This is a genomic window from Nocardia sp. NPDC003979 (assembly GCF_053605015.1).
This window is the reverse complement of the sequence record NZ_JBSGIJ010000004.1, coordinates 33,712-58,452: the sequence shown is the minus strand read 5'-3', so window position 1 is coordinate 58,452 and position 24,741 is coordinate 33,712. Positions and strand designations below refer to the sequence as shown.

General features: G+C 66.6%; 21 protein-coding genes and 1 tRNA gene. 16 read left to right on the top strand and 6 right to left on the bottom strand.

Going from position 1 to position 24,741, the window contains the following annotated elements; translation table 11 throughout:
- Window positions 1-11 precede the first annotated feature (11 nt).
- Window positions 12-758 (bottom strand): 3-hydroxybutyrate dehydrogenase, encoded by a 747-nt coding sequence (locus tag ACWEVR_RS09975; RefSeq protein ID WP_452466601.1) that lies wholly within the window; start codon window positions 756-758, stop codon window positions 12-14.
- Window positions 755-2,128, bottom strand: coding sequence for an MFS transporter (locus tag ACWEVR_RS09970; RefSeq protein ID WP_452466600.1), 1,374 nt, complete (start codon window positions 2,126-2,128; stop codon window positions 755-757). Before ACWEVR_RS09970 ends, ACWEVR_RS09975 begins: the two co-directional genes overlap by 4 nt.
- Before the next feature lie 116 nt (window positions 2,129-2,244).
- Here ACWEVR_RS09970 and ACWEVR_RS09965 point away from each other — a divergent pair, with 116 nt between their 5' ends.
- Window positions 2,245-3,171 (top strand): LysR family transcriptional regulator, encoded by a 927-nt coding sequence (locus ACWEVR_RS09965; RefSeq protein WP_452466599.1) that lies wholly within the window; start codon window positions 2,245-2,247, stop codon window positions 3,169-3,171.
- Between the two features lie 128 nt (window positions 3,172-3,299).
- On the opposite strand, the gene ACWEVR_RS09960 is transcribed toward ACWEVR_RS09965, so the two are convergent.
- Window positions 3,300-6,650, bottom strand: a complete 3,351-nt coding sequence (locus ACWEVR_RS09960) for a WD40 repeat domain-containing protein (RefSeq protein ID WP_452466598.1) — start codon at window positions 6,648-6,650, stop codon at window positions 3,300-3,302.
- Between the two features lie 62 nt (window positions 6,651-6,712).
- Here ACWEVR_RS09960 and ACWEVR_RS09955 point away from each other — a divergent pair, with 62 nt between their 5' ends.
- The 3 genes from ACWEVR_RS09955 (at window position 6,713) to ACWEVR_RS09945 (ending at window position 8,833) form a co-directional block, all read left to right on the top strand.
- Window positions 6,713-7,234 carry a hypothetical protein gene (locus ACWEVR_RS09955; RefSeq protein WP_452466597.1) on the top strand — a complete coding sequence of 174 codons (522 nt, stop codon included), beginning with the start codon at window positions 6,713-6,715 and terminating at the stop codon, window positions 7,232-7,234.
- A 277-nt stretch (window positions 7,235-7,511) separates the two neighbouring features.
- Complete coding sequence (locus ACWEVR_RS09950; RefSeq protein WP_452466596.1) at window positions 7,512-8,168, top strand: hypothetical protein; 657 nt, start codon at window positions 7,512-7,514, stop codon at window positions 8,166-8,168.
- On the top strand, window positions 8,165-8,833 hold the full coding sequence (locus ACWEVR_RS09945; protein ID WP_452466595.1) for a hypothetical protein: 669 nt from the start codon (window positions 8,165-8,167) through the stop codon (window positions 8,831-8,833). The genes ACWEVR_RS09950 and ACWEVR_RS09945 overlap by 4 nt, the downstream gene beginning before the upstream one ends.
- Window positions 8,834-9,046: 213 nt before the next feature.
- On the opposite strand, the gene ACWEVR_RS09940 is transcribed toward ACWEVR_RS09945, so the two are convergent.
- Window positions 9,047-9,340 carry a hypothetical protein gene (locus tag ACWEVR_RS09940; protein ID WP_452466594.1) on the bottom strand — a complete coding sequence of 98 codons (294 nt, stop codon included), beginning with the start codon at window positions 9,338-9,340 and terminating at the stop codon, window positions 9,047-9,049.
- 200 nt (window positions 9,341-9,540) lie between these two features.
- On the opposite strand from ACWEVR_RS09940, the gene ACWEVR_RS09935 reads away from it, so the two are divergent.
- Both ACWEVR_RS09935 and ACWEVR_RS09930 read left to right on the top strand, forming a co-directional pair.
- On the top strand, window positions 9,541-11,142 hold the full coding sequence (locus ACWEVR_RS09935) for an FAD-binding protein (protein WP_452467018.1): 1,602 nt from the start codon (window positions 9,541-9,543) through the stop codon (window positions 11,140-11,142).
- Between the two features lie 195 nt (window positions 11,143-11,337).
- Window positions 11,338-11,425, top strand: a tRNA-Leu gene (locus tag ACWEVR_RS09930).
- A gap of 776 nt (window positions 11,426-12,201) precedes the next feature.
- Here the strand turns inward: ACWEVR_RS09930 and ACWEVR_RS09925 are convergent.
- Together ACWEVR_RS09925 and ACWEVR_RS09920 are read right to left on the bottom strand one after the other, a co-directional pair.
- On the bottom strand, window positions 12,202-13,878 hold the full coding sequence (locus tag ACWEVR_RS09925; protein ID WP_452466593.1) for a recombinase family protein: 1,677 nt from the start codon (window positions 13,876-13,878) through the stop codon (window positions 12,202-12,204).
- Window positions 13,879-15,316: 1,438 nt separating this feature from the next.
- Window positions 15,317-15,682, bottom strand: a complete 366-nt coding sequence (locus ACWEVR_RS09920; protein ID WP_452466592.1) for a hypothetical protein — start codon at window positions 15,680-15,682, stop codon at window positions 15,317-15,319.
- A 525-nt stretch (window positions 15,683-16,207) separates the two neighbouring features.
- On the opposite strand from ACWEVR_RS09920, the gene ACWEVR_RS09915 reads away from it, so the two are divergent.
- The 10 genes from ACWEVR_RS09915 to ACWEVR_RS09870 all read left to right on the top strand — a co-directional run bounded on the left by ACWEVR_RS09915 (window position 16,208) and on the right by ACWEVR_RS09870 (window position 24,641).
- A complete protein-coding gene (locus ACWEVR_RS09915) occupies window positions 16,208-17,071 on the top strand; it encodes a DUF2637 domain-containing protein (protein ID WP_452466591.1) in 864 nt (287 codons plus the stop codon).
- Between the two features lie 307 nt (window positions 17,072-17,378).
- On the top strand, window positions 17,379-17,930 hold the full coding sequence (locus tag ACWEVR_RS09910) for a hypothetical protein (RefSeq protein WP_452466590.1): 552 nt from the start codon (window positions 17,379-17,381) through the stop codon (window positions 17,928-17,930).
- A 742-nt stretch (window positions 17,931-18,672) separates the two neighbouring features.
- A complete protein-coding gene (locus tag ACWEVR_RS09905; RefSeq protein ID WP_452466589.1) occupies window positions 18,673-19,248 on the top strand; it encodes a hypothetical protein in 576 nt (191 codons plus the stop codon).
- Window positions 19,249-19,475: 227 nt separating this feature from the next.
- On the top strand, window positions 19,476-20,567 hold the full coding sequence (locus tag ACWEVR_RS09900; RefSeq protein WP_452466588.1) for a hypothetical protein: 1,092 nt from the start codon (window positions 19,476-19,478) through the stop codon (window positions 20,565-20,567).
- Window positions 20,555-21,346 (top strand): hypothetical protein, encoded by a 792-nt coding sequence (locus ACWEVR_RS09895; protein ID WP_452466587.1) that lies wholly within the window; start codon window positions 20,555-20,557, stop codon window positions 21,344-21,346. Before ACWEVR_RS09900 ends, ACWEVR_RS09895 begins: the two co-directional genes overlap by 13 nt.
- A gap of 90 nt (window positions 21,347-21,436) precedes the next feature.
- Window positions 21,437-22,687 carry an amidoligase family protein gene (locus ACWEVR_RS09890; RefSeq protein WP_452466586.1) on the top strand — a complete coding sequence of 417 codons (1,251 nt, stop codon included), beginning with the start codon at window positions 21,437-21,439 and terminating at the stop codon, window positions 22,685-22,687.
- Entirely contained in the window at window positions 22,675-23,445 is a 771-nt protein-coding gene (locus ACWEVR_RS09885; protein WP_452466585.1) for a class II glutamine amidotransferase, read from the top strand. The genes ACWEVR_RS09890 and ACWEVR_RS09885 overlap by 13 nt, the downstream gene beginning before the upstream one ends.
- A 52-nt stretch (window positions 23,446-23,497) precedes the next feature.
- Window positions 23,498-23,833, top strand: a complete 336-nt coding sequence (locus tag ACWEVR_RS09880) for a hypothetical protein (protein WP_452466584.1) — start codon at window positions 23,498-23,500, stop codon at window positions 23,831-23,833.
- Window positions 23,830-24,309: a hypothetical protein gene (locus ACWEVR_RS09875; protein WP_452466583.1), complete on the top strand. Its 480-nt coding sequence runs from the start codon at window positions 23,830-23,832 to the stop codon at window positions 24,307-24,309. The genes ACWEVR_RS09880 and ACWEVR_RS09875 overlap by 4 nt, the downstream gene beginning before the upstream one ends.
- On the top strand, window positions 24,306-24,641 hold the full coding sequence (locus ACWEVR_RS09870) for a hypothetical protein (RefSeq protein ID WP_452466582.1): 336 nt from the start codon (window positions 24,306-24,308) through the stop codon (window positions 24,639-24,641). Before ACWEVR_RS09875 ends, ACWEVR_RS09870 begins: the two co-directional genes overlap by 4 nt.
- Window positions 24,642-24,741: the final 100 nt, after the last annotated feature.

The window sequence follows — 24,741 nt, the reverse complement described above, 5'->3', positions numbered from 1 at the left end:
GGGCGGCGGGTCTAGCGGGCGCTCCACCCGCCGTCCATCACATACGACGACCCGGTCACCATGCCCGCCGCATCCGAGGCCAACCACGCCACCAGCTGGGCCACCTCCTCGGGCTCGATCAGGCGTTTGATCGCGCTCTCGGTGAGCAGCACCTGTTCGACCACCTGCTGTTCGGGGATGCCGTGGACGAGGGCTTGGTCGGTGATCTGCTTGTCCACCAACGGTGTTCGCACATATCCGGGGTTCACGCAGTTGCAGGTGACGCCGTGCGGGCCGCCCTCGAGCGCCGTCACCTTCGACAGGCCCTCGAGCCCGTGCTTGGCCGTGACGTAGGCGACCTTGAACCGGGAGGCGCGCAGTCCGTGCACCGAGGAGATGTTGACGATGCGGCCGAACCCGTTGCGGTACATGTGCGGCAGTGCCGCGCGGATCAACAGGAACGGCGCCTCCACCATCAGCGTTTGCATGGTCCGGAACCGTTCGGGCTCGAATTCCTCGATGGGGCTGACGGTTTGGATACCGGCGTTGTTGACGAGGATGTCGGTGTCCAGGCGCAGCTCGGCGAGTGCGTCGACATCACGCAGATCGACACACCATGCCTGGCCGCCGATCTCGTGGGCGACGGCTTTCGCGCCGTCACCGTCGAGATCGGCGACGGTCACCTCAGCGCCGCGGGCGGCGAGGACCCGCGCGCACGCGGCGCCGATCCCGCTCGCGGCGCCGGTGACCAGCGCGGTACGACCGGTGAGGTCACTCATGCCGCAAGCCTTTTCGGGGCGGCATCGTCGGCCAGATCGATGGTTTCCAGGTCGATCCCGCGCGTCTCCCGCGCACACAGCACCGCGATCACCGTGACCGTCGCCGCCACCGCGAGATAGACCGCGATCGGCACCGACGAACCGTAGGAGTCGAGCAGGCGCACCGCGATGATCGGCGCCAGCGAACCGGCCACGATCGAGGTCACCTGATATCCCAGCGACACACCGGAATACCGCATTCGGGTGGGGAACATCTCGGCCATCATGGCGGGCTGACCAGCGTACATGAACCCGTGGAAGACGAGGCCGACGATGATGGCGGACAGGATCACCACACTGTGCCCGCTGTCCATCATCGGGAACGCGAAGAACCCCCACGTTCCGCCCGCGACGGCACCGGCCAGGTACACCGGCCGACGCCCGACCCGGTCACCGAGGTATCCGGCGAGCGGGATCACCGCGATGTGCACGGCGTGGGCGATGAGCAACCACCACAGGATCGTGGTCGTATCGGCGTGGACCTGCACCTTGAGGTAGGTGATCGAGAAAGTGACCACCAGGTAGTACATGATGTTCTCCCCGAAGCGCAGCCCCATGGCGGTGAAAACCCCACGCGGGTAACGGCGCAACACCTCGAACGGGCTGAACGAGGTGGCCTTGGTGTGCTCGAGCGCCTGCTGGGCGGCCAGGAAGATCGGCGCGTCGGTCACCTTCGTGCGCACGTAGTAGCCGACGAGCACCACCACCGCCGACAGCCAGAACGCGACCCGCCACCCCCAGCTCAGGAACGCCGCGTCCGACAGCGTCGAGGTGAGCACCAGCAGCACGATGGTGGCGAGCAGATTGCCCGCGGGCACTCCCGCCTGCGGCCAGCTCGACCAGAAGGCGCGGCTGCGGCTGGGGCTGTGCTCGGCGACCAACAGCACCGCGCCACCCCATTCACCACCGACCGCGAAGCCCTGCACGAAACGCAGCGTCACAAGCAGAGCCGGTGCCCAGTAACCGATTTGGGCGAAGGTAGGCAGACAGCCCATCAGGAACGTCGCCGCGCCGACGAGCACGAGACTCGTCTGCAGCAGCTTCTTGCGCCCGTATCGGTCACCGAAATAGCCGAAGACGATGCCGCCGAGCGGGCGCGCCGCGAAACCGACGGCATAGGTGACGAACGCGGCGAGGATCGCGTCCAGGTCGCTGGTCCCCTTGGCGAAGAACACCTTGCTGAACACCAGGGTGGCGGCGGTGCCGTAGAGGAAGAATTCGTACCACTCGACGACGGTGCCCGCCATCGAGGCGGTCACCACCCGCCGTAGCCCGGACGGTGTCTCCTCCGGTGTGTCACCGGTCGGCCGGGTCGTGCTGCTGACGCTCATCGCACTACTCCTTCACGCGCTGTGAGCTGACTCACATTCCATGTGAGGAGTATTCGTGCAGAAGTCTTTGGGTCGCAATGCCCAGTTTCGCAGCGGCAATCTGCGAATATGCAGATATGAGCCGTTCCGTCGCGTCGTCCGGGCGCAGGCCGAGTGCCGATGATTTGCTCGTGCTGCTGGCCGTCGGCCGGTCGGGGCGGTTCGTCACGGCCGCAGCCGAACTCGGGATCAACCACACCACCATCTCCCGGCGCATCGCCGCCCTCGAGGCGGCCGTGGGCGGACGGGTTCTCACGAAAGTGGCGGGCGGTTGGGAGCTCACCGATCTCGGTCGCGAGGCCCTCGTAGCTGCCGAGACGGTCGAAGCCGCCGTGCGTTCACTCGGTTCCCCGGCCGGTGAACGCACGCTCGAAGGAGTGGTGCGGCTCTCGGCGACCGACGGGTTCAGCGCCTACCTGGCCGCACCGTCGGCGGCACGGGTGCAGCGCCGCCACCCCGGCATCGCGGTGGAGATCGTCGCCGCCACCCGCCGCGCATCCACCCAGCGAACCGGCCTCGATCTCGAGGTGGTCGTCGGCAGACCCCAGGTACACCGCGCCGAGGCCATCGAACTCGGCGACTACTGTCTCGGCCTCTACGCCGCCCGCGACTATCTCGACGCCCACGGCGCCCCCACCACCATCGACGACCTCGCCCGCTATCCGCTGGTCTATTTCATCGAGTCGATCCTGCAGGTCGACGACCTCGACGTGGCAACCAGTTTCGCGCCGACCATGCGCCAATCCGTCTCCTCCACCAACGTTTTCGTCCACGTGGAGGCCACCCGCGCGGCCGCCGGTATCGGCCTGCTCCCCTGCTTCATGGCCGATCGCCACCCCGACCTCGTCCGGATCCTGGCCGACGAAGTGCGGGTCCAGCTCACCTATTGGCTGGTCACCCGGCCCGAGACCCTGCGCCGCCCCGAGGTCGCCGCCGTGGTCGATGCCCTGCGCACCACCGTCCGCGAATGCCGAGCCACCCTCCTCGGCATCCCCGAAGGGTGAAGGTCGCGATCCTTTCGATCGATCGGCTGACTGCCCGTGTTCTGGATGATGTAGCGCAGGACGGTGCCGCGCCGCAGCAGATTTGTCCGCGGTCGGTCAGTGCCAAGGCCCTGACGCGCAACCTGTTGTCACCCTGTGGGGCAGGGGTTTACGAATGTACGGCCGGGGAGGGTGTTCGACCACTCTTGTCGGGTGATGGGTGCGGTGCCGGTGGCGCAGATGCGCGCGGCTTCGGTGGTGGCGTCGGTGTGCCAACGGCGCAGGGTGCCGTCGGTGGCGGATTCGACGAGGACGGTTCCACCGGCAGCGAAAGCGAGCATTGTTTTCTGCCAGTGTCTTTCGCCGTGATGCAGGGCGGCGTAGACGGTCGGCGCGCCAGGGTCGGTGTAGTCCCAGATTGCGATGCGGTCCTCGGCGAGATCGTCGACGGCGAGGCGGGTACCGGTGTGGTCGAAGGCGACCGAACCGGCGGGGCCACGTGCGGCGACGGGTATCGGCAGGTGTCGGGGCCCACCTGGTTCGCCGAGGTGGTAGACGAAGGCTCCGGCGCGGGTGCCGACGGCGAGAATGTTGTCTGATGTGACGGCCAGAGACATGTCCTGACCAACCGTGGGCAGGCCGGACAGTTCCGCCACAGGTCGAGCGCCGGGACCGGCGCTCAGGTCGTAGACCGCGATGTGCCCGGTGCGGTGACTGCCGACGGCCAGCCTCGATCCGTCGGGACTCACGGTGAGGGCGGTCGGATAGCCGTGCCCGAATCGCAGTGTGGACCGCAGCTCGGGGCCGCCTGGCCGGGTCAGGTCCCACATTTCCACCGACGACGTCAGCCCCCGCCCGACGGCCAGGGTGCCGTCCGGGCCGAAGACGACACCTCGCGTGTCGACCAAGCCGTTGTCGATCGGTCGACCGAACGGCTTCGGGGTCGGATCGGTGATGTCCCAGACCTGGATGGCGCGTTCGTTCAGGGTGGCGGCTCGTGTCCCGTCGGGGCTGAGCACCACGGTGTCGAAGAAGCCCGAGGGATCGCCGTCCACGGAGTCTCGTCCTGCGCCCGCGGGGGTTCGCGACAGACCGCGCAAGCGCGGCAGCAATGCGTCGGGCAGCACGCCGGGAGGCGGTGCGGAGACATCTTGGGGAAGCCTGAACAGCGTCCGCGGCCCGAGTTCGGCGGCCTGTCCCGCGAGGTCGAAAACGTGCACGGCACGGTCGAATCCGGTGGTCACCAGCGCACGCCCGCCACGGAACACTTCGGCGCGCGCCACGGATCCGCCGGGGAATCGGGCGAGCACCGCACCGGTGTCGAGATCGAGGAGGCGAGCACGGGAATCGCCACCGACAACCACTGCCGTGCGGCCGACCCCGGTCGGCGCCACGTCGAAGTACTCGTTGGCACCTCGCGACATCGCGCGCAGCGGTTCGGGCCGGGTGGTGTCGGCGCCGAGACGCCATCTGGCGATCTCGCCGGGGTTGAGTCCCACCGCGAGCACGTCACCGTCGACATCGACCGACCTGATCTCGGCGCCGTTCGGTCGCTCGACCGACAGCTCGAAAGCGGGACGGGACGGATCCGGAGCTGTTGCGTCCCAGCCCCGTACGGTCGTCGTCCACGTGGCGTCGGCGATCCGGGAACCGGCCGCGATGAGGACCCGGTCGTCGGCCGCGACGAAGGCGTGGTTACCGGGAACAGTCAGCGCGGGCTGCGGCACGGGGCGTGCGGGATCGGCGCCGAACCGCCAGGACAGTACCGTTCCACCGTGGGTGCCGATCGCCAACAGATCGTTGCCCGGGCCGAAGGCCAGTGACCAGGGCAGATGATCCGCCAACGCGAATTCGGTTGTCCGCCGGGGATTCTCCGCGATGCTCCACAACACCGCCGAGCGTTCACCAGCCACAGCAAGCCACCGCTGGTCGGTGCTGACGGCCAGGGCCCGCACCGGACCGGCCACCGCTGCGAACGGCGGCATTCGGGTCACCCCGGCATCATCGACCCGCACGAGCTGCACGGTGCCGTCGCCGTTGCCGATCGCGATCATGTCGCCACCGATGCTGGTGGCGAGCCGTGGCGGGTCGATACCGGCCGAGCCCGCGTCACCGGAGACCCCGGGCAGGATTCGGATCGGCGTGCCGAGAGCCGAGAACTCCAGCAGGGCCGATCGGGCATCCGTTGTGCCGCTCGTGCGCACCGCCGCGAGGGCGACGAGTTGGGACAGCGCGGGGTCGAAGTCGGCACCACCCCGGGCCACGCCCGCGAACAGCCGCGAATTCGATTCGGCTCTGGCAGCGGCATTCTCGGCCCGGACCCGGGCCAGACCGGTCACCGAGAGCACCGCGAGCAGGACGGCGAGCACACCGGCGACAGAGATCAGCCACAGCGCCAGATTCGGTCTGCTGCGCGTGCGCGACACAGCTTCGGTGACCGTCGCGGCCGCCGCGATGCGGTCGAGGAAGTTCTCCGGCGCCTGCCGCCGCGCCTCCTCGTACCCGGTGGCGGCGACCACCACCCGAAGCGAAGCACGCTGCGCCGCAGCGAGTTTGCCCGCATATCCGCCGACCGGGGTCAGTTCCGTCTCCGACAGGCCCGCCGTCACCGCGCAGGCCGGGTCGAGCCGGCGCACCCGCAGCCACCGGACCAACTGGTGGCGCGGGGCCAGGTCGTCGAGCGCGACGGCCATCGCCGCCGCCATCGACGCACCGTTGATGTCGTTCTCGGGCACGCGACCCGCCCCGGTCACCGACCACAGCACGCACGCGCCGGTGGCGGCAGGCCGGCTCACCTCCCACGCCCGCGCGAGGCTGTCGGTGAACTCGCGATCCGCCTGCAGGAACGACATGGCGGCCGGGTCCGGGTGCAACCCGCTCGGTCCTTCGCGCACCTGCTCCAATCGCAGCACGCCGACTCGTCCGGCGCCCCCGATGTCGACGAACAGCACACTGACCCGGGTGGTCCGCACCGTCGGTGGTCGCCGACCGGCCAGTTCCAGCGCGGTCACGATGCCGTAGCCGCGCGAGGGCCTGCCACCCTGGCCGAGCAGGTGCAGCACCACCTCGGCCAGCGGGTCGTCGCCACCGGTGATCGGTCCGGCCGGGAGCAATTGAGTACCGGCCGAATGCAATCCGGCCCGTTCGGTGTGCCGCAGGAAGACCGCACACGCCTCGGCGATGTCGCGCGCGCCGGTCAGGGCTTGGGCGAGGGCGGCCACCGCGTGGGCCGCCGACACATCGGCGGTGACCCGATCACCCTCCAGATCGGAGTTCTCCGATTCCTCTTCCAGCGGGTCGTCACCGGCCTCGAGGTGCTTCCACCGCGCCAGCGAATGCCGTGCCAGCACACCGGTTTCGCGGCGCCGGTCGAGCAGCCCACGAGCCGCCTCCGGCCCCTCGGCGACCGCTTCCCGGCACAGCGCCAACCACCGCTGCGGCGCTCCGGTGAGCTCGGACAACAGCGCGTCGTCGCGCTGGAACTCCGACTGCCCGGTCATCGTCGGCCCTCGACCACAGCGGGGCGAGTCGTGTTCACCACAGACGGATAAGCTCGACACCGATGCGCATCAACGACCTTCCCGGGGGAACCATCTTGTCGAGATCACTCCTTGTCGGTGCTGCGCTGTCCGGTGCGGTGATCACCGCCCTGCTCGGCACCGGTTGCTCCACCGGGGACAGTTCGGCCATGCCCGTGGCCGGTGCCAACACTCCCACATCGACACCGCCGCCACCACTGCTGTCGGCCGACGACGTCGAGCGGCTGTTCGCGCGGATGCTCGACCCACGGGTCCCGAACTCCGAGAAGCTCGATCACGTGCAGGGCATCGCCGACGATCCGGGCCTGCCCAACCGCATCGCCGAAGCACCGGGCCGGAACAACGCCACGGTCACCGTCACCATCAGCGGAACCAGGCTCGGTGCGCCGGGCATGCTCGCCGACGGCACCGGGAGGATGAACACCGCGACCAGCCCGTTGATCGTGCCGTTCGTCGCCGAGGACGGGAAGTGGAAGATCGAGAAGGCCTGGTATTGCCAGATCGCGTTCTCGATGATGGTGTCCTCCCCCACCTGCCCGTCCTAGCTCACATTCGTCGTGCGAACCGGTAGCGCGGGCAACGGCATCTGTGTAGGAGCCCGTTTCCCATCAGCAGGAGGCTCCCGCTGTGACCCGTGTCGTCCGGTCGTTTCCCGGTCCGCCGACCGGCGCGCGAGCGGCGCAACACCGTGCGGGTTCGGCATCGAGCTGCCCGGCCCCGCTCATACGATCGGTGCCGACGGCAGAGCACCGCATTCGTCGCGCGAATTCTTCTCGGACAGTGCGGCATTCGACACTGTCGCCGACGAAGTGGGGGCACGGGTTGACTTCTGACTCCTTGGACACCTGGCTCGGCGCCACCTGGAGCGCGGTCCCCTCATCGCTGCGCCTCGCGGTGGTGGAACACATCTTCGGCGCCGATCTGGTCACCATGTCGACTTATGCGGTGGCCAAGGCGCGGTATGTCGTCGAGCGGGTCGACCCCGACATGCGTTCGGACTTCGAGGACGTCGCCCAGGACACCATGGTCGCGTTGACGGCGACCTTGCCTACCGAACGTATCCGGTACTGGAAAACCCATGTCCTGCAGCAACTCCAGTGGCAGGTGCTACAGAACAGGCGGCGCCGCACAGCGGAGAAGCGTCACCCGGGCCTGCGCGTCGATTACGAATCCACCGCGCTCGTCGTCGAAGACCACACACTCGTCGGCGGTGAGGACCGGCTGGCCGACCGCACCGTCCTCCGGGACGCGCTCGACGCGATCCCGCACCCCGAGACCGCCGCCGTGCTACGCGCGACCTTCGTACTCGCCCCCGACGGCACCTACACCGACGTACAGACGACCAAAGAGGTCGCCGCGGACCTGAACTTCAGCCAGGAGAAGGTCAAACGGCTGCGCGCGGCGGGAACGAAGATGCTGCGCGAAGCCCTGCGCGCCCAGCTCGACGCCCGCGACCAGGACACCGAGGAGGCATCGTGACGGCGCGAGATGATCGACCCACACGGCTGCACCTGCCCGTCGACCTCGACGTGCTGCTCGCGCTCGCCGACGACTCCGAACCCGATGCCGAGGCAGCAGCCGCGGGCGCCCGCATCGCGCAACGCCTGCTGGCAGCAGCCGACGCGACACCGGAACCCCATTCCTTGTCCGCGCGACGCATCGTGATGCGGGTGCCCGGGTGGACGGTGCGGCCGCTGGCCGCCTCCTCACGCGACGGAGCGTCATCGAGCCGGGTCGTCCAGAAACAGATCGACCAGGAGCTCGGCATCGAATTCACACGTACTCCCGCCGGTGCCGAGCAGACCCGGATCTCGGTGCAATCGTTCGGTCCCGGCACCGCGGCAGGCGACGTGGTCCGCGTCGCGGTGCATGCGGGCGAGGAACGAACCGAAGTTCTCGTCGTCCTGTATCCGGACGCCGACGGGTCGCTCACCGGTCAGATCGTCACCCGCGCACTGACTTTGGCGGAGCACCTGGAGATCTCCATCGTGCCGGGCACGGCCCTGGGCGACACGCATGCGGCGGCGATCACCGACGCGGTGCGGTGCTCGTTGACGGCGGGACGCAACGCGTGGCGGCGGGTCGCCAAGGGGCTGCCGGTCGGAGACCCGGTTCGGTCGGCGATCGTCGCCGGATTGAGCTGAGGGCCTCGAATGGCCCCGGTGTGGCGGATAGGTCGTGGGTGAGGAGACCCCCCAGCGATCTCCTCACCCACGACACGAGACGCGTCGGGGGCAGTGCCGACGACTGGTCTCGTCATCAGTGATGCGATCCGGCCCCGGATCGGTTCGCTGCCGGGTGGCATTCGGCAAAATGACCTATTCGCAGTCTTCGCATCGCGCGGTGCCGCAGGCGGTCTAATTGCCCGTCCTTCCGACGGACTCGGCATCGGCGCTCATCGCGGCCAAGTCCTCGGCCACGGCATTCCACAGCGCGCCGTACTCGGGCACGAGGGTGCGGACGTGCGTCAGGGTCGGATAGTCGTTCGGGTCGAATGCCAGATGCCCCGGACGACCGCCCGGCATGGCGGTGTCGGGCCAGCGACGGGCCGGTGCGTTCGACGCGGAGTCGTCGACGAACAGGATCTGCGCCTGTCCCTGTGCGCCGATCTTCCACACAGCGCGGGTCGACGCGGAAATGGTCACGGGCATGAAGTCCTCCGATGGCCATGGATAGCGACAACGGGATCGTAAGACAGCCAAGGCGTTTCACGGAGTGTCGCGCCACAGGATGACGTCCCCCGCGCAGCGAAGAGCCCTCACCGGCGGAACGACGTCCGACCATTTCTAGAACACGTTATAGTTTCCGAATGCGGCCAGGACAACCCGCCGCACGAAAGGTGGTACAGGTGCTGACCTGGGACGATGAAGCCGATGTCGTCGTTGTCGGATACGGCGGCGCAGGGGTTACGACCGCGCTCGCCGCTCGCGAACGCGGGGCCGATGTCCTCGCGATCGACCGATACCTCGGCGGCGGCGCGACAGAGCTGTCCGGCGGAATCATCTACGCCGGGGCGGGCACCTGGGTGCAGCACGCCGCCGGCATCGACGACGACGCCGACAACATGTTCGCTTACCTGCAAGCCGAGGTCGGCGACGCGGTGAGCCCCGCGACGCTACGCCGCTTCTGCGAGGAGTCCCCCGCCCTCATCGACTGGCTCACCGAACACGGCGTGCCGTTCGAGGCGTCAGTGTGCCCGTACAAGACCTCCTACCCCACCGACGACTACTACCTCTACTACTCCGGCAGCGAAAACGCCGGCGGTTACCGGGAACTCGCGAAACCACGTCAGCGCGGACACCGCGCCCACGGACCCGGCGTCTCGGGCAAGGCGGTGTTCCGTCCGCTGGCACGATCGGCCGCCGCCCGCGGCGTCCGGGTCCGAACCGGAACCACGGCGACCCGGCTCGTGGTCGAGGACGGCCGTGTGACCGGCATCGAAGCGGTCACCCTCGACGGCGCACCCGCCGCCGTGCGACGCCGTTTCGCGGCACTGGCACGGATCTCGTCGAAACCCGGGGTGTACCACCAGGGCCTGCGCCGGGCCGTGCAAGCGCTCATCGCACGCATCGAACGCAAGCACGGTGTGCCGGTGCGGATCCGGGCCCGCTCCGGCGTGGTACTCACCACCGGTGGATTCATCGCCAACGCGGCGATGGTCGCCCGGCACAACCCCCACTATCCCTGGGCGCAGGGCCTGCCGCTCGGGTCGGCCGGGGACGACGGCAGCGGCATCACGATGGCCGAGGAGATCGGCGCGGCCACCGGCAAGATGGACGCGATGTCGGCATGGCGTTTCATCGGCCCACCCAGCGCCTTCTACGGCGCGATCGCGGTGAACACCGAAGGCAGTCGCATGGTCGACGAATCGCGCTACGGCGCGGCACTTGGCGCCGCCATCGCCACCGCCCCCGGCCACCGCGCCTGGCTGCTCGTCGACGCCGAACTCGCCGCCGAAGCACGCACCCAGATCGCCGGCCAGTCGGTGTGGTTCCAGCGCATGCAGACCGAACGACTCCTCCGCTTCGGACGCACCACCGGCCGCACCATCGAAGAAGCCGCCACCCGCGCGGGCGTCGACCCCGCAGGCCTGCGCGCCACCGTCGACGCCCACAACCAGGCCATCGAGCAGGGCACCCCCGACCCACTGGGCAAACCCGACGACATCCGCCGCCCCATCCGTACCGGCCCCTACGCCCTACTCGACATCTCCTTCGCCGCCCGCCTCACCTACCCCATGCCGATGCTCACCCTCGGCGGCCTCCTCGTCGACGAACAAACCGGCGCCGTCCGCACCGAAACCGGCGACACCATCCCCGGCCTCTACGCCGCAGGCCGCGCAGCAGTCGGCATCTGCTCCAACGGCTACGTCAGTGGACTGTCCCTCGCGGACTGCGTCTTCGCCGGTCGACGTGCGGGAACTCACAGCGTCCAGCACGTCGACCAGAACTGACTTTTCGGGCATTCCCGAGCGCTGGGCGCCGTGGTCGGTCTCCCTGGTTCGCTCCGAGACAGGGGGACCTGAGGCATTCCAGGATTCGGAGCCTGACCGCACCGTCAAGATCATCCGAACCCCACCAAAACCGCAGTTCAAATAGGCGATTTGGTTTACGACAATCAGTCGGATAATCTTTTGGCACACCAGCAAGTCCGGGTGGCGGAATGGCAGACGCGCTAGCTTGAGGTGCTAGTGCCCGTATTAGGGCGTGGGGGTTCAAGTCCCCCTCCGGACACCAGTGCTAAACACAACTATGTGTTTGCATATATCTACTCGATGCTCCAGGTGCGACCTCGCACCTGGAGCATCGGCATTTGTAGGCAACATGCAGCAGCTGCCGCTATGAGTCGGCGAACTTCGCCGCTCGTCCAACTGTTCGGTCCAGGTCAGATTTCGTCTCGACCCACGGGTGACCGTCTGATCCGTGGCGTTAAGAGACCGACTCGGTCCCTTCCGCCATCGAGCCAGTGTGATTCGAATCACTCGATTGCCCACCGCTCGGGCAGCTCGATACACAGCCGCGCTACCACAAACACGAAACGCGCCTGACCCTGCTACACCCGAAACCGTGACGAGGGCAAGGAGCACAACGCCGCCCTCGTCTGCCCGGCCTGCCGTGGCCGCGACGCCAGGCTCGAAAACTGAGAAGCCCAACGGGCAAGTGGTGATCGAGGCGCGCGGCGATCAGGAGAATCCCGTTAGATGCCCTCAGTCTGACCGCGGATGGATCAGGTAGGGCGACTCGACCTGACCGAGTGCGCTCACGCCCACCCCGGCGTTTCGAGGACGGTGACGCCAGTAAATCCACCCCCGCCCTTCGGCCCATACCGCAATCCGATCGGCGACGATCACCCCGGCAACCACCCCCGCCACCCAGAACATCCCGTCCACGCAGCGACCTCCCGACTATTGCCTCACCGCAATCCGACGTATCGGGATCACGCTGCGAGCGCGGCATCCGAGGAGTTGACCAAACCTATGGGTAGTCTCCGAGTACGCCGGTGCTAACCCAAGCTAGGAGGTGCTGACAGTTGCTCGATGCTCGGAGTACGCAAAACGCACCCGGAGCTCGAACGCGTCATAGAGCTCGACCTTACGATCCGGCGCACTCGCCGCGAGGATCGCACGGATGTCGCCTAAAGACTCGATGAGCCTGCGTAGTTCGGTGTGGGTGAGCCTCTCTTCCCTCGGAAGGTTGTTCAGCTCTCCCTCTGCGGCCGTCTTCTCTGCCTGAGCCGAATTGAGCGGCCCGATGACGGCCTGGGGATCTACGCCCGCTTCGATCGCCGCGAGATGACGCCCGATCTTCGTTTGCGCTTGTTCGATCCGTCGGTGCAACGCCTGACGACGAGAATCGCTGCCGTCGTCGCCCTGGGCCTCTATCAATGCCGCAACAGTGCTGTCCAGGTTGCTCTCATCGAACAGGGTCGCCAGCCAGCCGTCGACAGGTTCGATGAGGTGCGACTCACGCAGATTCACCGTTCGGGGATGCTCCTGCTCAGCCGTGCTATCCGAAGCCAAACTCCTGGCTCGACAACGATAGTAGACAGCTCCGCCCACCATTTCGCCCTGCATCTTGCGGCCGCAGGCAGTGCAGTACACCCTGCCGCGCAACAGATAGATCCCACCGGAACGAATTGGCCTAGTCCGTTCGAGCCGGCTGCGGGCACGGTTACTCATTCCTGCCCGCTCGCGACGCAGAAGCGTTGCCTGAGTGAAGGTTTCGACCGAGACGATCGCCGGGTGCGCCGGACGTCGCGACCGGACAATGCGTTGTGCAGGTGAACGTTTGAACTTTACGATGTGGCCGGCAGCGACGTCATCGGGATCCAACAGCACGTCGTGTTTGCTCCAACGCCCGAAGACCGCATAGCCCGTGTAGCGCGGATTCTGCAGAATCGCTGCCACCGTAGAGGCCTGCCAACTGTCGCCGGCACGATGCTTGTTCTGCTCGGGGCGATGCGCGGACGGGCACGGAATCATCAACCGGTTCAGTTCATTAGCGATGGCCCGGTCGCCGTAGCCGGCGAGATAGGAGCGAAAGATCTGCTGAACGACCGGAGCGGTCGCAGCGTCGACCGATAGGACCCGAAGTTTCAGGTTGTCCGCCGCGCGGTTCGGATTGGGATGTGGTGGGCCGTCCACGACGAGATAGCCGTAGGGCGGCCTGCCGCCTTGGTGGCGGCCTTCGTTGAGGACCTGGGCATCCATGCTGGCCCGAGTTCGCTGCTGAACATGCTGACGTTCGGATTCGCTGAGCCCGCCGAGCATGCTCATCATCATCGAGTGCGTGACGTTGTTCGGATCGAACCGGCCACCCAACTCGGGCACCCAGATCTCGGCTCCGTAGGCATGGATGCGGGGTGCAACAAGACTGAACTGGTTACCGAACCAGCATCGGGTGCCTTCTCCGACAACGATCCCGGTCCAACCTCGCTGAGGATCTCGAAGGTCTTCCAGAAGTCGAGCGGCGTGAGTACGTCGATGCCAGGGCACCGAACGCGATTGCCCGACATCGAAGTAGCTCTTCACGATCTGCCCGCTGACGAATTTCTCGGCGTTGCCGAGTTGCCACCGATAGGAAGTTTCGGGGTCTTGATTGTCCTCGGTGGAGCAACGCCCGTAGAAGCACAGATCTGTTTCCGCCACGTCTACTCGGGCAGTCTCCAACCCCAGGAGATCATCGAGCACAGCCCATTCATTGCCCGTCGCTGACATCAGCGCTCTCCGGCGTCAGACTGGGCTCGACGTTCCTCACCCCGGGCGGCATCCCGCAGCAATCGAAGCAAAGCGCGTGCTGCACGACCGGAGACCCGCGGAGGTTCGACGGGACAATCGACTTCAATACTTGGGGATCCGTCGCGTCGCGACCCTTCGCGTCGGCTATCGCTCGCCATCGCGATTGCAGGAAACAAGAATTGCCGCTGCGCGAGCATTCGCTGGGGCCGACTGGTGAGCCAAAGCACGGTGACCCGAATGCTCGACGAGGCATGATCGCACGAGCGGTTGACCGACACGGGATCCCGCACAGGAAAGACGGATCCACAGACGGACTCGCCGGTGATGTACCGCGGCACCGAAGTTGGTTTCCAAGCGTAAGACATAAGGCACCTTGTCAGTGATGCCCCGGTCAGTGGCTCTTCCAGGATCGAGTGTACCCGCCACCGATGCGGCGTTAGGCCCGCATCGGGCAGCTTGTGTAAATGCCGAATTTGACGGCGGCCTACAGCGGGCTCGGCCCGATTCCCACTGTCCCGCGCGTTCGAGCAGTCCTTCGACGCTTGGGCTGCGAATACCGCCTGAGCTGGTATTTCGGGCGAAAGCCAGCTCACCGAATCCAGGCCCCACGGACATGAGCCGACGCATCGTCGGAGTGGGAATCTGGATCCGGGAACGTGCCCGGCTCACGCCGGTGCCGGTAAGAGTCGGTGGGGCGGGACAGTATCGCAAGGTCACTCCGTGCGAGCTCACAGCCAGGCCTGCCCCACCGATCTCTTCGGGAGACGAGAGTGCGGAGACACACGGTGGATGACGGCGAGCGGACGACCGAAGCCGTGGGCGTGGACGCCACGGTTGTGACCCAGACCTGGACAGAGTGGGTCTGACCGGAAAGACAACACGCGCAGGCTCGGCGGTTCTTGGCCTCGGCGGCCGCGTTGACAGACTCCCATATATCCAGGGGACGAAGACGCCCCACAGTTGCGGCAACTTGATGCGCACTGTGCCCGCGTGTTCCCAGATATGCCGACGGCGATGGCGGCCGCGAACACCGAAGTCGCCGATCAGTGCATCTGTCTGATCGGGGTCCTGTTCATCGGGTTCGCGGGAGCACGGTGGAGCCGTACCAGTGGCGGGACTGCTCGTTCTACGACGAGATCATCCCGCTGCTGGAATACCCGTTCACCGACGAGGATGACGCCGCATAGGGGCTGATGGAATTCCTTGTCGAATACGGCTTTCGAGCATCGCCGAGCTGCTCCGCGAATACACAGACCAACAAGACTTCGACATCTGACCCAGTACGATCCGGAAGGCACGCCTGCGACCGCACCGGACGATCATCGCCAAATAGTCCGACCAAAATACGGTATCGCCCCTGCGTGGATCGGTCGCGAATCCGGACACCCCGCTAGCTGGGTGCGAAGCCGCCCAGCTCGAAACTGATGGTCAGCGCCATAAGCGATCCACCCAGCACCGCTGCGGTGATCACGTAACCGAGCGCGGCGCGGCGCGTACTCGACCACAATGCCAGGACCACTGAGGGTGCGAGCAGGGTGATGAAGGTGAGGATCCAGGTCAGCCAGTAGGCGGGATGGACGACTGGTGGGCGAGCTCGGAGGTGGCTTGGGGTAGCCGAGATTTCGGGAACCTCGAGTTGCCTCTGGAGGAAGTAGACAGCGGGGACGAACACGAACACCGCGAGTACGCAGCCTGCACCGACACCCCACAACGCACTCAAAGCTCGCCGTGTGGCGGGCTGGTCAATGGTGGCCATAGCCGGTGAATTCCTTTGATCCGGTCGCGTTATCGGCTCATTGTGCCGTACGGTCCCTCCGCCGGTTGCGAGGCGCACGGGACCCACGCGCGTCATGGGGTGGCGGATCGGGACCAGAAATGGACCGACGACGATCCAGCGCCGGGCGCGGTTTGGCGTATCCAAGCTTCTCACCTTTGACCGTGGTCACGCCCGCTTCCTGTGCTCGGTGGTCGTAGTCGTCGCCCGGCCTTCTGGAACGGTCCACCCTCCGGCGACGGGTTCCCCGAAGTAGGCGTAGCCAGTTGGATCGACTGAGCGTGCCGGCACTCCACGCGACGCAGTCACGATCTTGCGCCACCACAGCGAGCACTGTGCGGCAGCGGAGAACATGCACCCGCGTCGCCGGCGCGGCTCGTCATGTACCGCCGACGACCCAAGCCCCACACCGGACGTCTGAATACCAACCCCCGAAGCAAGTGGATTCAACCCATGCCGCCTTTGTCACCACCATCTGCCCGAAACCAGGACCCTACGAGCAAGAACGTGCGCACGGACCGTGCGCACGTCTTCTTCTGGACCGAGCTGTGCATCGCCGCTGGGGTCAGCGTCATCGGCAACGCAACCCAAGCCGTCCTGCACACCACGGCCCTGCCCGCGGTCGCCGCTACCGTCGCGGTCATTCCGCCCCTGGCGTTGCTGGCCGCAGTACACGGTGTTGCGCTGCTCGCACGTGCCGACACCGTCTCGCCCACCGCGCGGCGCGCTGCGACGGCCTTGACCGTGGTCATCGCCGCCGGGGCGTTCTGGTTGTCGTTCACCGCGCTCCGCGCTCTGGCGATCACCGCAGGCGTGCCCGCGGGCGAAGCATGGCTGTGGCCGCTCATTGTGGAGGGCAGTATGACTCAGAGTTCGCTGGCCCTGCTGATTCTGGCTCACGCGCGTCAACCCAGCCCTGCCATGGAGCGACGACCTCAGTCCCTAGCACCCCTCCCCGTGCCCGACCAACGCCCCAGTGACGGTGCCTGCGGCGCACTTTCCGCCTCGCGGGCGGATCCTCCCGCACTGGTCGAGGAGACCCTCGATGATCAGACGAGTTCAGACATGGATGTGGAGGAACTGGCGACCAGGATCTGCGACCAGGATCCTGGCGGGCGCCGCGATCACGCGACCGTCGCCATGGTTCTGACGCATCGCTACGTTCACGGGTGGAGCGCCAGCCGTATCTCACGCGAACTCGGACGCAGCCGGTCGGCCATCAGTCGGATCCTGCGCGACGCCGAGCGGCTACGCGCGAGAACTGGCACCGACCGTGCGCACGCAGAAAACGACCAGCCTGCCAACCGTGCGCACGCAGAAAACGACCAGCCTGCCGACGATGCGCACACCGGTCCTGCCGTGCGCACGTAGCGCCCGACTGCCCGGCAGGGTGTGCGCACGCTGCGTTCGAACGTGCGCACGCCCACTACCTGTGACCGGTTGGGCCAGACACTGTTTCGACCTGCGCGCAGGCTGGCTGAACATTTGCCGGATGTGGTTCACACCACATCGACAGTGGCACCGGTCGCCGTGTTTGATCGATGCGCGGTTCGTTGCCAGGTATCACATTTTTCGTGCTCGTCTCCAGCGAAACCATGTCCTTGGGGGACTTGTGAATTTCGATATGTCCTGTCCGCAGTGCGGCCGTGTCGACTGGGTTCAGAACGTTCCCGCTGTCATGTCCGATGGCACGCTCAGTGGTTACAGCACCGGCGTGCATACCGGGTTCGGTGTAGCCCAGGGCGGTGTTGTCCCCGTGATCGGGACCTCCACCCGCGAGTTCAGCCACAGCTCAGCCCTGGCAAGAAGCCTGGCGTGGCAACCGATTCTGCCTTCGGTGGGCCCGTTGTCGTTCCTCGGCTCGGTCTTGATGTTGTTCGTCCTATTCGTGTTCGGCTTGTGCAGTATCGGATTGACCATGGAGCCGTTGCCCTCGCATCCGCTCCGAATGATGGCGTCGCTGCTGGGCCTGTACCTGTTCCCGATCGTGCTGTCCATCCCTGTTGTCGCGATCTTCACGACCGCGTTCAAGCGCGCACGCCGCAACAGCAAGGTCGATTCCGGGCGGCACCGTGCACGTCATGTGTGGAGCCACGGGTACTACTGCCACCGATGCGGTGTCGCCTACTGGCCCTACCCCACAGAACCCGGTATCCCCTACCGAGTGCCGCTCGCACCCAGCCATTTCCGTTGGTACGTCTGGAACACCGGCGGTTACGCCAAACTTTGACCGACCTGTTCCCCGGTGTTCAACACGGCCCTGGATTGGCTGTGAGCGCCTGCCTGTTCAGGTTCCTGGACAGGGTCGGGACGTAGAGCACGACCCGATGGATCCGGTTCGTTTGCCGGCCTCTCCGATGCCCGCGCCACACTGATCAGTTGTCGCACCTGTTTGGTGGTCAATTCGAGGAGCTTCCCGATGTCGTCATCGGATTCCTCTAAGGTGCGCATCGCCGCCACCGCCCCAGCTTGCTGGCCGCGCCATCGCGTGACTTCGGCCTCGTACTCGCGTTCCAACTGTTCGATCCGCTTACGGAGCTCGCCGACGCGCTGATCGTGTCCCGGTGCACTGCCGGATCGCTCCCGCAGCGTGTAGGTAGGTTTGGACCGCGTCGATCGTCGCCGTCTCGCGGCGTCTGGCTGCCTCACGCCGCGTCTTCATCACGTTCTGGACTTCGTCCAAACGCCGACTCGATTCGAGATCACGCTTGGACCGTCGTTGCTTGCCAGTAGGCATCTCAATCTCCTGAGAATGGCCCGACCAGCGGCTCTTCCGCTGCCAGCCTACGCCGCACCCTCAACCTCTCGCCAGCCCCGCAAAGGCAACCGCCCAGCGCTACATCATCTTTCGCACAGTCGCCATGGGCGCTTCCTCACGCTGCGATCTTGCGAGCGCGGCGTCTGACGGTCGTCGACTTCGCGCGCTCCATCCCAAATGTTTCCCCCGCTCAGTTTCCGCAGAAGGGACACCGATGACGGCCGAGCTCACCAGGTTCGAACCGATTCTCCGCGAGCTAGCCGGATCGCAGTTCACCAAGACCCTCCTTACGACGCTCAGGCAGCAGGATTGGGCCGAGGACGAGATCCGTCGCGCCCAGCAGGCTCACCCCGATGTGGCTGACGTGTTGCATCACAGCTTTTCGCTGTTGACCGCGACCGAGGAACGCATGGCCACCGAGTTCGTCTATCGGGCACATGCCCGAGAGCTGCTCGAGCGGGTCGCGACCGGTGTGTCGACCAAGCCAGGGACCTCGGTCGAGGTCGCGCTGTCACTGATGCGCGCGAGCTTGGTGACCCCGTTGAACACCACCGCCTTCGGCCTGTACGTGCGGATGTGGCGGCGCGCCGGACTGCCCGACGTCGATGGTCTGGGCAAGGACGTGGGCGAGCACTATGAGGCGCTCAATGCCAGCCGGATCGATGAATTCGAGGCGATCGCCCGGCGCCAGCTCGCCCAGCCCTCTCGCGTGCTGAGGCTGGTTACCTGCGAGGGCCGCCATCTCGGCGAACCGGTCGACTGCCGCCTAGCCACTGCACGCGCCGCCTGACCCGTCGGTTGTCCCTCGGTCACTTTTCTTCCTGTCTTTCACGCCGCATCCCGGTTTTCGGGTGCGGCGTTCGTTGTTTTCGGAAGGGGTTTGCTGTGCCCGATCTCGATCTTCCTGACCCGTGCGGGGTCTGCCGATCCCGCGAACCCGGTACTCGTCTGTCGATCGACGGCGGAATCGTCTGCCACGCATGCGCCCGGACGTGCACGCAGTGTTACCGCTGCGGCGTGCGTTCGCTCGCCCTCACCGACACCGCCGTCGGGCGACGGCTGTGTTCGGACTGTGCGACCGGATTGAACCCGTGTGCGTCGTGTACGGAGGTGTCGTTCACCGGTCTGCGCACCGATACCGATGGTTTCGTCTGCGGGATCTGCGCGCACCAGTTGTTCGACCAGTGCTTCCGGTGTGAAAGGTTCACCCGCCACAGCCGCTACGTCGTCGGCAACCACCGCACCTGCCCGGAGTGCGCCCGGCAGCTGCGGGCGTGCCAGGACTGCGGCACCCTGCTGGCGGGGCGGTGCGGGTGTGATCGGTGCGCTGACCGGCACACGTTGTGGAACTACACCTACCGGCCCGACCCGATCTTCCACGGCACCGGCCCGCTGTTCCTCGGGCTGGAACTGGAAGTCGTTGTACCCGAACGCCGTTTCGACGACGCGATCGCGACCGCAACAGACGCACTCGGGTCGCTCGGCTATCTCAAGCGGGATTCCTCGATCCGGCCCATGGGTTTCGAGATCGTGTGCCACCCGATGACCTACCAGTACGCCCTCACCGGGTTCCCCTGGCAGGTCCTGCACCAGCTCGCCCGGTTGGGCTGCGAGACCGGCGCCGGTGTCGGGCTGCACGTGCACGCTTCCCGCGCCGGGTTCACCGGGCCCGCACACATTTTCCGGTGGATGAAGCTGGTCTACCGCAACTCCGACCAGGTCTCGCGGTTGGCGCGACGCACCAGCCGCTACGCCCCGTTCGAGCCCGACACCCGCTCGCGGGTCAAGGACCTGGCCAAAGGCGCCCGCCACGCGGTGGGTTTACCTCGATACCAGGCGATCAACCCCCACCCACGCGACACCCTCGAGCTGCGGGTCTTCGCCAGCACTCTCGATCCCGGCCAGGTGCAGGCGGCGTTGGCGTTCACCGAGGCCTCCATCGCCTACACCGCCGACCTCACCGTCGCCCAGATCCACGCAGGCGGCTGGAACTGGGAGCAGTTCACCGACTGGCTGACCCACCGCCTCGAATACGCGCCGCTGGTCGCTGAACTCGCCCACCTTGCCGAACAGATCGACGAACAGGAGGGCGTGCTGTGTGCCTCTTGACCTTCATCCCCGCCTCCGTCGCCCCGGACCCGGCCGCGTTGCGTCACGGCGCCGACGCGAATCCGCACGGGCACGGGTTCGCCGTCATCGCCGGGCCCACGATTGTGACCGGGCACGGCATGAACGCCGAGGAAGTGATCGACCTGTTCGCCCGGGTCCGTGCCCAGCATCCGCGGGGTCCGGCGTTGTTTCATTCCCGCTACGCCACCCACGGCATCCGCACCGTCGACAACTGCCACCCCTTCCCCCTCGGTCGCGACAAACGAACCGTGTTGGCGCACAACGGTGTCCTGCCCAAACGGGTGCACCCGGGCCCGTATGACTGGCGATCCGACACCCGCATCGCCGCCGAGGACTACCTCCCACGCCAGCCGTTCGGGTCGATCGACACCCACAAGGGATTTCGTGGGCTCGAATCCTGGCTGGGGTCATCCAAGCTGCTCATCCTCACCGTCGACCCCGCCTTCGACCAGCAGGTGTATCTGCTCAACGAGTCGAAAGGGTTGTGGGACAACGGGCTCTGGTACTCCAACCGCAGCTATCTGCCCTGGTCGCTGCGGTACGTCACGCGGCGCCGTTCGGTGTGCCGCAGCTGTGAGACCGTCGACGAGTACCGGGTCGGCCGCTACTGCACCACGTGCGGGTGGTGCTTCGCCTGCGGAAACCGGTTCCCGCACTGTGAATGCCGCCGACCCCGCCCCAGCGGCCCTCAACACCGTGCCTCCAAGTGGCCACTCGCGTTGCCAGCGGCGAAACCGCCGAGGGCCCCGAGTCCCTGACGAGTCGGCTGCGCCCGCAATTCACCAGCGCTTTCTCCTGAGCCTGCACCCGTTGGTGCGGGCTTTCGTCGTCTTCAGAGAAGGAGTTCCATGCCCACCGATGTCCTGGTGGACCTCGCCGAATGCGAAGCCTGTTCAGCCCGCCGCCCGACTGCGGAGTTGGTCGAGACTGCCGAGAACGAGCAACTCTGCTCCGGCTGTGTCGCTTTCCTCGATCTGTGCGAGAGGTGCGATCTCCCCGCCCGCGATACCGCGCTGACCACCGCGGACGACTACTGGTGTGCTGGTTGCCGAGCCCCCTGCACCGTGTGTGAGGACTGCGAGCGCTACGCGCCCTACATCGTGGCGGTCCTCTCCGGCAGTGACGTATGCGAGTCCTGCGCCGAGTCCTACACCGCCTGCGACGACTGCGATCTGCGCACCGCCGACTCCTACACCGTCGACGGTGATCGTTCGGTGTGTGAGGACTGCCGCGACGACTACACCCAGTGCCGCAGCTGTCGCACCCTGGTCCGCGGTCGTGACTACTACTGCCACGACTGCGCCCAGCCCGACGATTCCCGTGTCCACGACTCCGACTTCACTCCGCACCCGGTCTTTCACGGGCAAGGGCCGCTGTTTCTGGGCATGGAACTCGAACTCCGCACCACCGTGCACGGCTATGAGGACTCGGTCGTGACCGCGAACAACCAGCTCGACGGGTTGGGATACCTCAAACACGACGGATCGATCAGCTGCGGATTCGAACTGGTCACCCACCCGATGAGCTTCGACTACGCGATCAGCGAGTTCCCCTGGGCGCTGTTGACGCGGCTGCGGTTGCTGGGTTGCCACACCGACGACGAGGTCGGCATCCACGTCCATGTGTCGCGGGCCGGGTTCGACTCGCCCGCCCACATCTACCGGTGGCTCAAACTCGTTTACCGCAACGAAGACGACGTCACCGCCCTGGCGCGGCGCCAGTATTCGCAATGGGCCAGTTTCGACCCCGAGATCCGCGCCATGGCCAAGGACCTCGCGCACGGCGGACAAGGGTGGGGCCGCTATCACGCCATCAACGCCCGACCCGCGCACACCTTCGAGCTGCGGGTCTTCGCCAGCTCACTGAAGCGTCGCGAGGTGCAAGCCGCACTCGGTTTCGCCCACGCCTCAGTCGAATACACGCGCACCTTGCGCGCTCACGACGTCGTCGTCGGCCAGGGCTGGGACTGGGCCACCTTCACCGACTGGGTGGCAGCGCGACCGCAATACGCCGCGCTCACCGCAGAACTCGCCGCGCTGACCGGAACCCCGCAGGGCGCGTCCACCGGAATCCAGGAGGACCTTGCATGTGCATCCTGACCGTCATCAAACCCGGCATCGTCGCCGACTACGAAGCCCTCGCCGCCGGCGCGGTCGCGAACCCGCACGGGCACGGGTGGGCCGTGCACGCCGGGGACCGGCTCATCGTCGGCCACGGCCTGGACCCCCAGACCACGATCACCGAATTCGCCCAAGCCCGAACATCATTCCCGGACGGGCCGGCGTTGTTCCATTCCCGCTTCGCCACCCACGGTGACCACACCACCGCCAACTGTCACCCGTTCGCCATCGGCGGGGACAAACGCAGCGTGCTGGCCCACAACGGGATCCTGCCCGAACACGTCCACCCCCTCAAAGGCGACGACCGCTCCGATACCCGCATCGCCGCCGAGGACTTCCTGCCCCACAACCCGTTCGGGTCGCTGGATTCCTGGGCCGGACGCGAGCGGTTCGAACGGTGGCTGGGTACCGACAAGGCCGCCATCCTCACCGTCGACCCCGCCTACAAACACCCCGCCTACATCTTCAACGAACACCGCGGGCACTGGCGCGAGGGCTCGTGGTATTCGAACCACAACTACGAGCTGGGCCGATACCCGGCCGGCGCCTTCTACGACTACGAGTTCGGCGACGGGTTCTGCGACAACTGCGGGGCAGAGTACGACAACCCCGACGGCCCGCACTGCCCGTACTGCGGCTTCTGCGAAGCGTGCCTGAAACCCTACCCACGCTGCCGCTGCACCTGCCCTGACGAGGCCGACCGCTACGCCGACCTCATGGCGCTCGAAACCGCCTGACACCCATCTCTTTCCTGCTCCGTCTGGAGCCCTCTTGGAGAGGACACACCCGATGACCTATCCACTGACCGTTCCGCCCTTGCGCCACAGGATGCGCGCCGCCCTGAACCAGTTGCGTGGCCTCAGCCCTGTCGCCGACCCGGTGACCGGTTCGACCGAGTCGACCATGGTGGTGGCCGCACTCCACCAGGCCCTCCACAACAACCTGCCCGTCACCCTCCGCACCCGCGGTGGGCACCTGATGCCGCAGTTGAGCGTAGACACCGTCGGCGCCCGCCACGCCAACCTGACCACCGATGCCGGTGAACAGGTAATCGTGCCGTTGCGGTTCATCGAATCCGTACAACACCAGCGACCCACCACCGACGGCGACCAGGGGCTACTGTGAACACCACCATGCTCGGAGCGGCCGAGCCATCACGCTGGACCGCGCGCCTACACCCGATCCCGCGCCCTGCTCGGGAGGTGTTGGTCATCGGCTGGCACGCCGCATTCGCCGACACCCCCGCCGCGGGAACCCCGATTGCAGTGTTCCCCCACACCGAGATCATCGCCGATCACTTGCCGGTGATGGCGTTGGTGCGCATCGAACACGCCACCGCGATCGACACCATCACCACTGACGGCACCCGCGAAACCCGCTGGGGTGCCGACCCGTTCGGCATCGCCAAGACCGGGATCAGTTGGCGGCTGGTGCCCGCCCACCTCACCGAGGACCGGTGGGTGATCGCACCCGGCTGGTGGGCCGCCAGCGGTGAAGAAGCCGTGCTGCCGACCTCGGTCACCAAGCACGCCCTCGGCGCACCCACCGTGGTGCCCGTCTACGACCACGACCCACACACCGGCAAACGCTGGACATCGTGATCACCCACGTCGGAGAACTCACCGACTGGCTGCAAGCCCAGATCCCCGACCCCGACGAGAACCTCTACGAGCCCTGGAACACCGGCACCCCGACCACCACCTCCCTGGTGTCGCTGATCCACCTGCACGTGCAGACACCCTTCGCCCCCGACCAAACGATTACCGTCGTCCTCGTCGCCCCCCGATGCCCGGCCGAGGACACCGCACCCGATATCGAACCACCAGATCCGAGGCCTCCTTGCCCGACTCCCCCACCTCCCGACCACCCACGCCCGAGCGTGTTCCGATCCCCGCGCGCCTGGCGAAAGCACCGATCTCGTCAGGGCTCGTAGTCCCTTACATCACACTCGCCCACCGCGACCGCGCTCGCCCGGTGTGGGGGCGGATCGATCCCCATCGTCTCGCAGACGTGTTGCACAACAGGCGATGCCA

What these genes read in the sequence shown, in the direction of transcription:
- ACWEVR_RS09975 (WP_452466601.1), bottom strand. Translation starts at nt 758, where the DNA reads ATGAGTGACCTCACCGGTCGTACCGCGCTGGTCACCGGCGCCGCGAGC.
- ACWEVR_RS09970 (WP_452466600.1), bottom strand. Translation starts at nt 2,128, where the DNA reads ATGAGCGTCAGCAGCACGACCCGGCCGACCGGTGACACACCGGAGGAG.
- ACWEVR_RS09965 (WP_452466599.1), top strand. Translation starts at nt 2,245, where the DNA reads ATGAGCCGTTCCGTCGCGTCGTCCGGGCGCAGGCCGAGTGCCGATGAT.
- ACWEVR_RS09960 (WP_452466598.1), bottom strand. Translation starts at nt 6,650, where the DNA reads ATGACCGGGCAGTCGGAGTTCCAGCGCGACGACGCGCTGTTGTCCGAG.
- ACWEVR_RS09955 (WP_452466597.1), top strand. Translation starts at nt 6,713, where the DNA reads ATGCGCATCAACGACCTTCCCGGGGGAACCATCTTGTCGAGATCACTC.
- ACWEVR_RS09940 (WP_452466594.1), bottom strand. Translation starts at nt 9,340, where the DNA reads ATGCCCGTGACCATTTCCGCGTCGACCCGCGCTGTGTGGAAGATCGGC.
- ACWEVR_RS09920 (WP_452466592.1), bottom strand. Translation starts at nt 15,682, where the DNA reads ATGGCCACCATTGACCAGCCCGCCACACGGCGAGCTTTGAGTGCGTTG.
- ACWEVR_RS09910 (WP_452466590.1), top strand. Translation starts at nt 17,379, where the DNA reads ATGTCCGATGGCACGCTCAGTGGTTACAGCACCGGCGTGCATACCGGG.
- ACWEVR_RS09905 (WP_452466589.1), top strand. Translation starts at nt 18,673, where the DNA reads ATGACGGCCGAGCTCACCAGGTTCGAACCGATTCTCCGCGAGCTAGCC.
- ACWEVR_RS09890 (WP_452466586.1), top strand. Translation starts at nt 21,437, where the DNA reads ATGCCCACCGATGTCCTGGTGGACCTCGCCGAATGCGAAGCCTGTTCA.
- ACWEVR_RS09885 (WP_452466585.1), top strand. Translation starts at nt 22,675, where the DNA reads ATGTGCATCCTGACCGTCATCAAACCCGGCATCGTCGCCGACTACGAA.
- ACWEVR_RS09880 (WP_452466584.1), top strand. Translation starts at nt 23,498, where the DNA reads ATGACCTATCCACTGACCGTTCCGCCCTTGCGCCACAGGATGCGCGCC.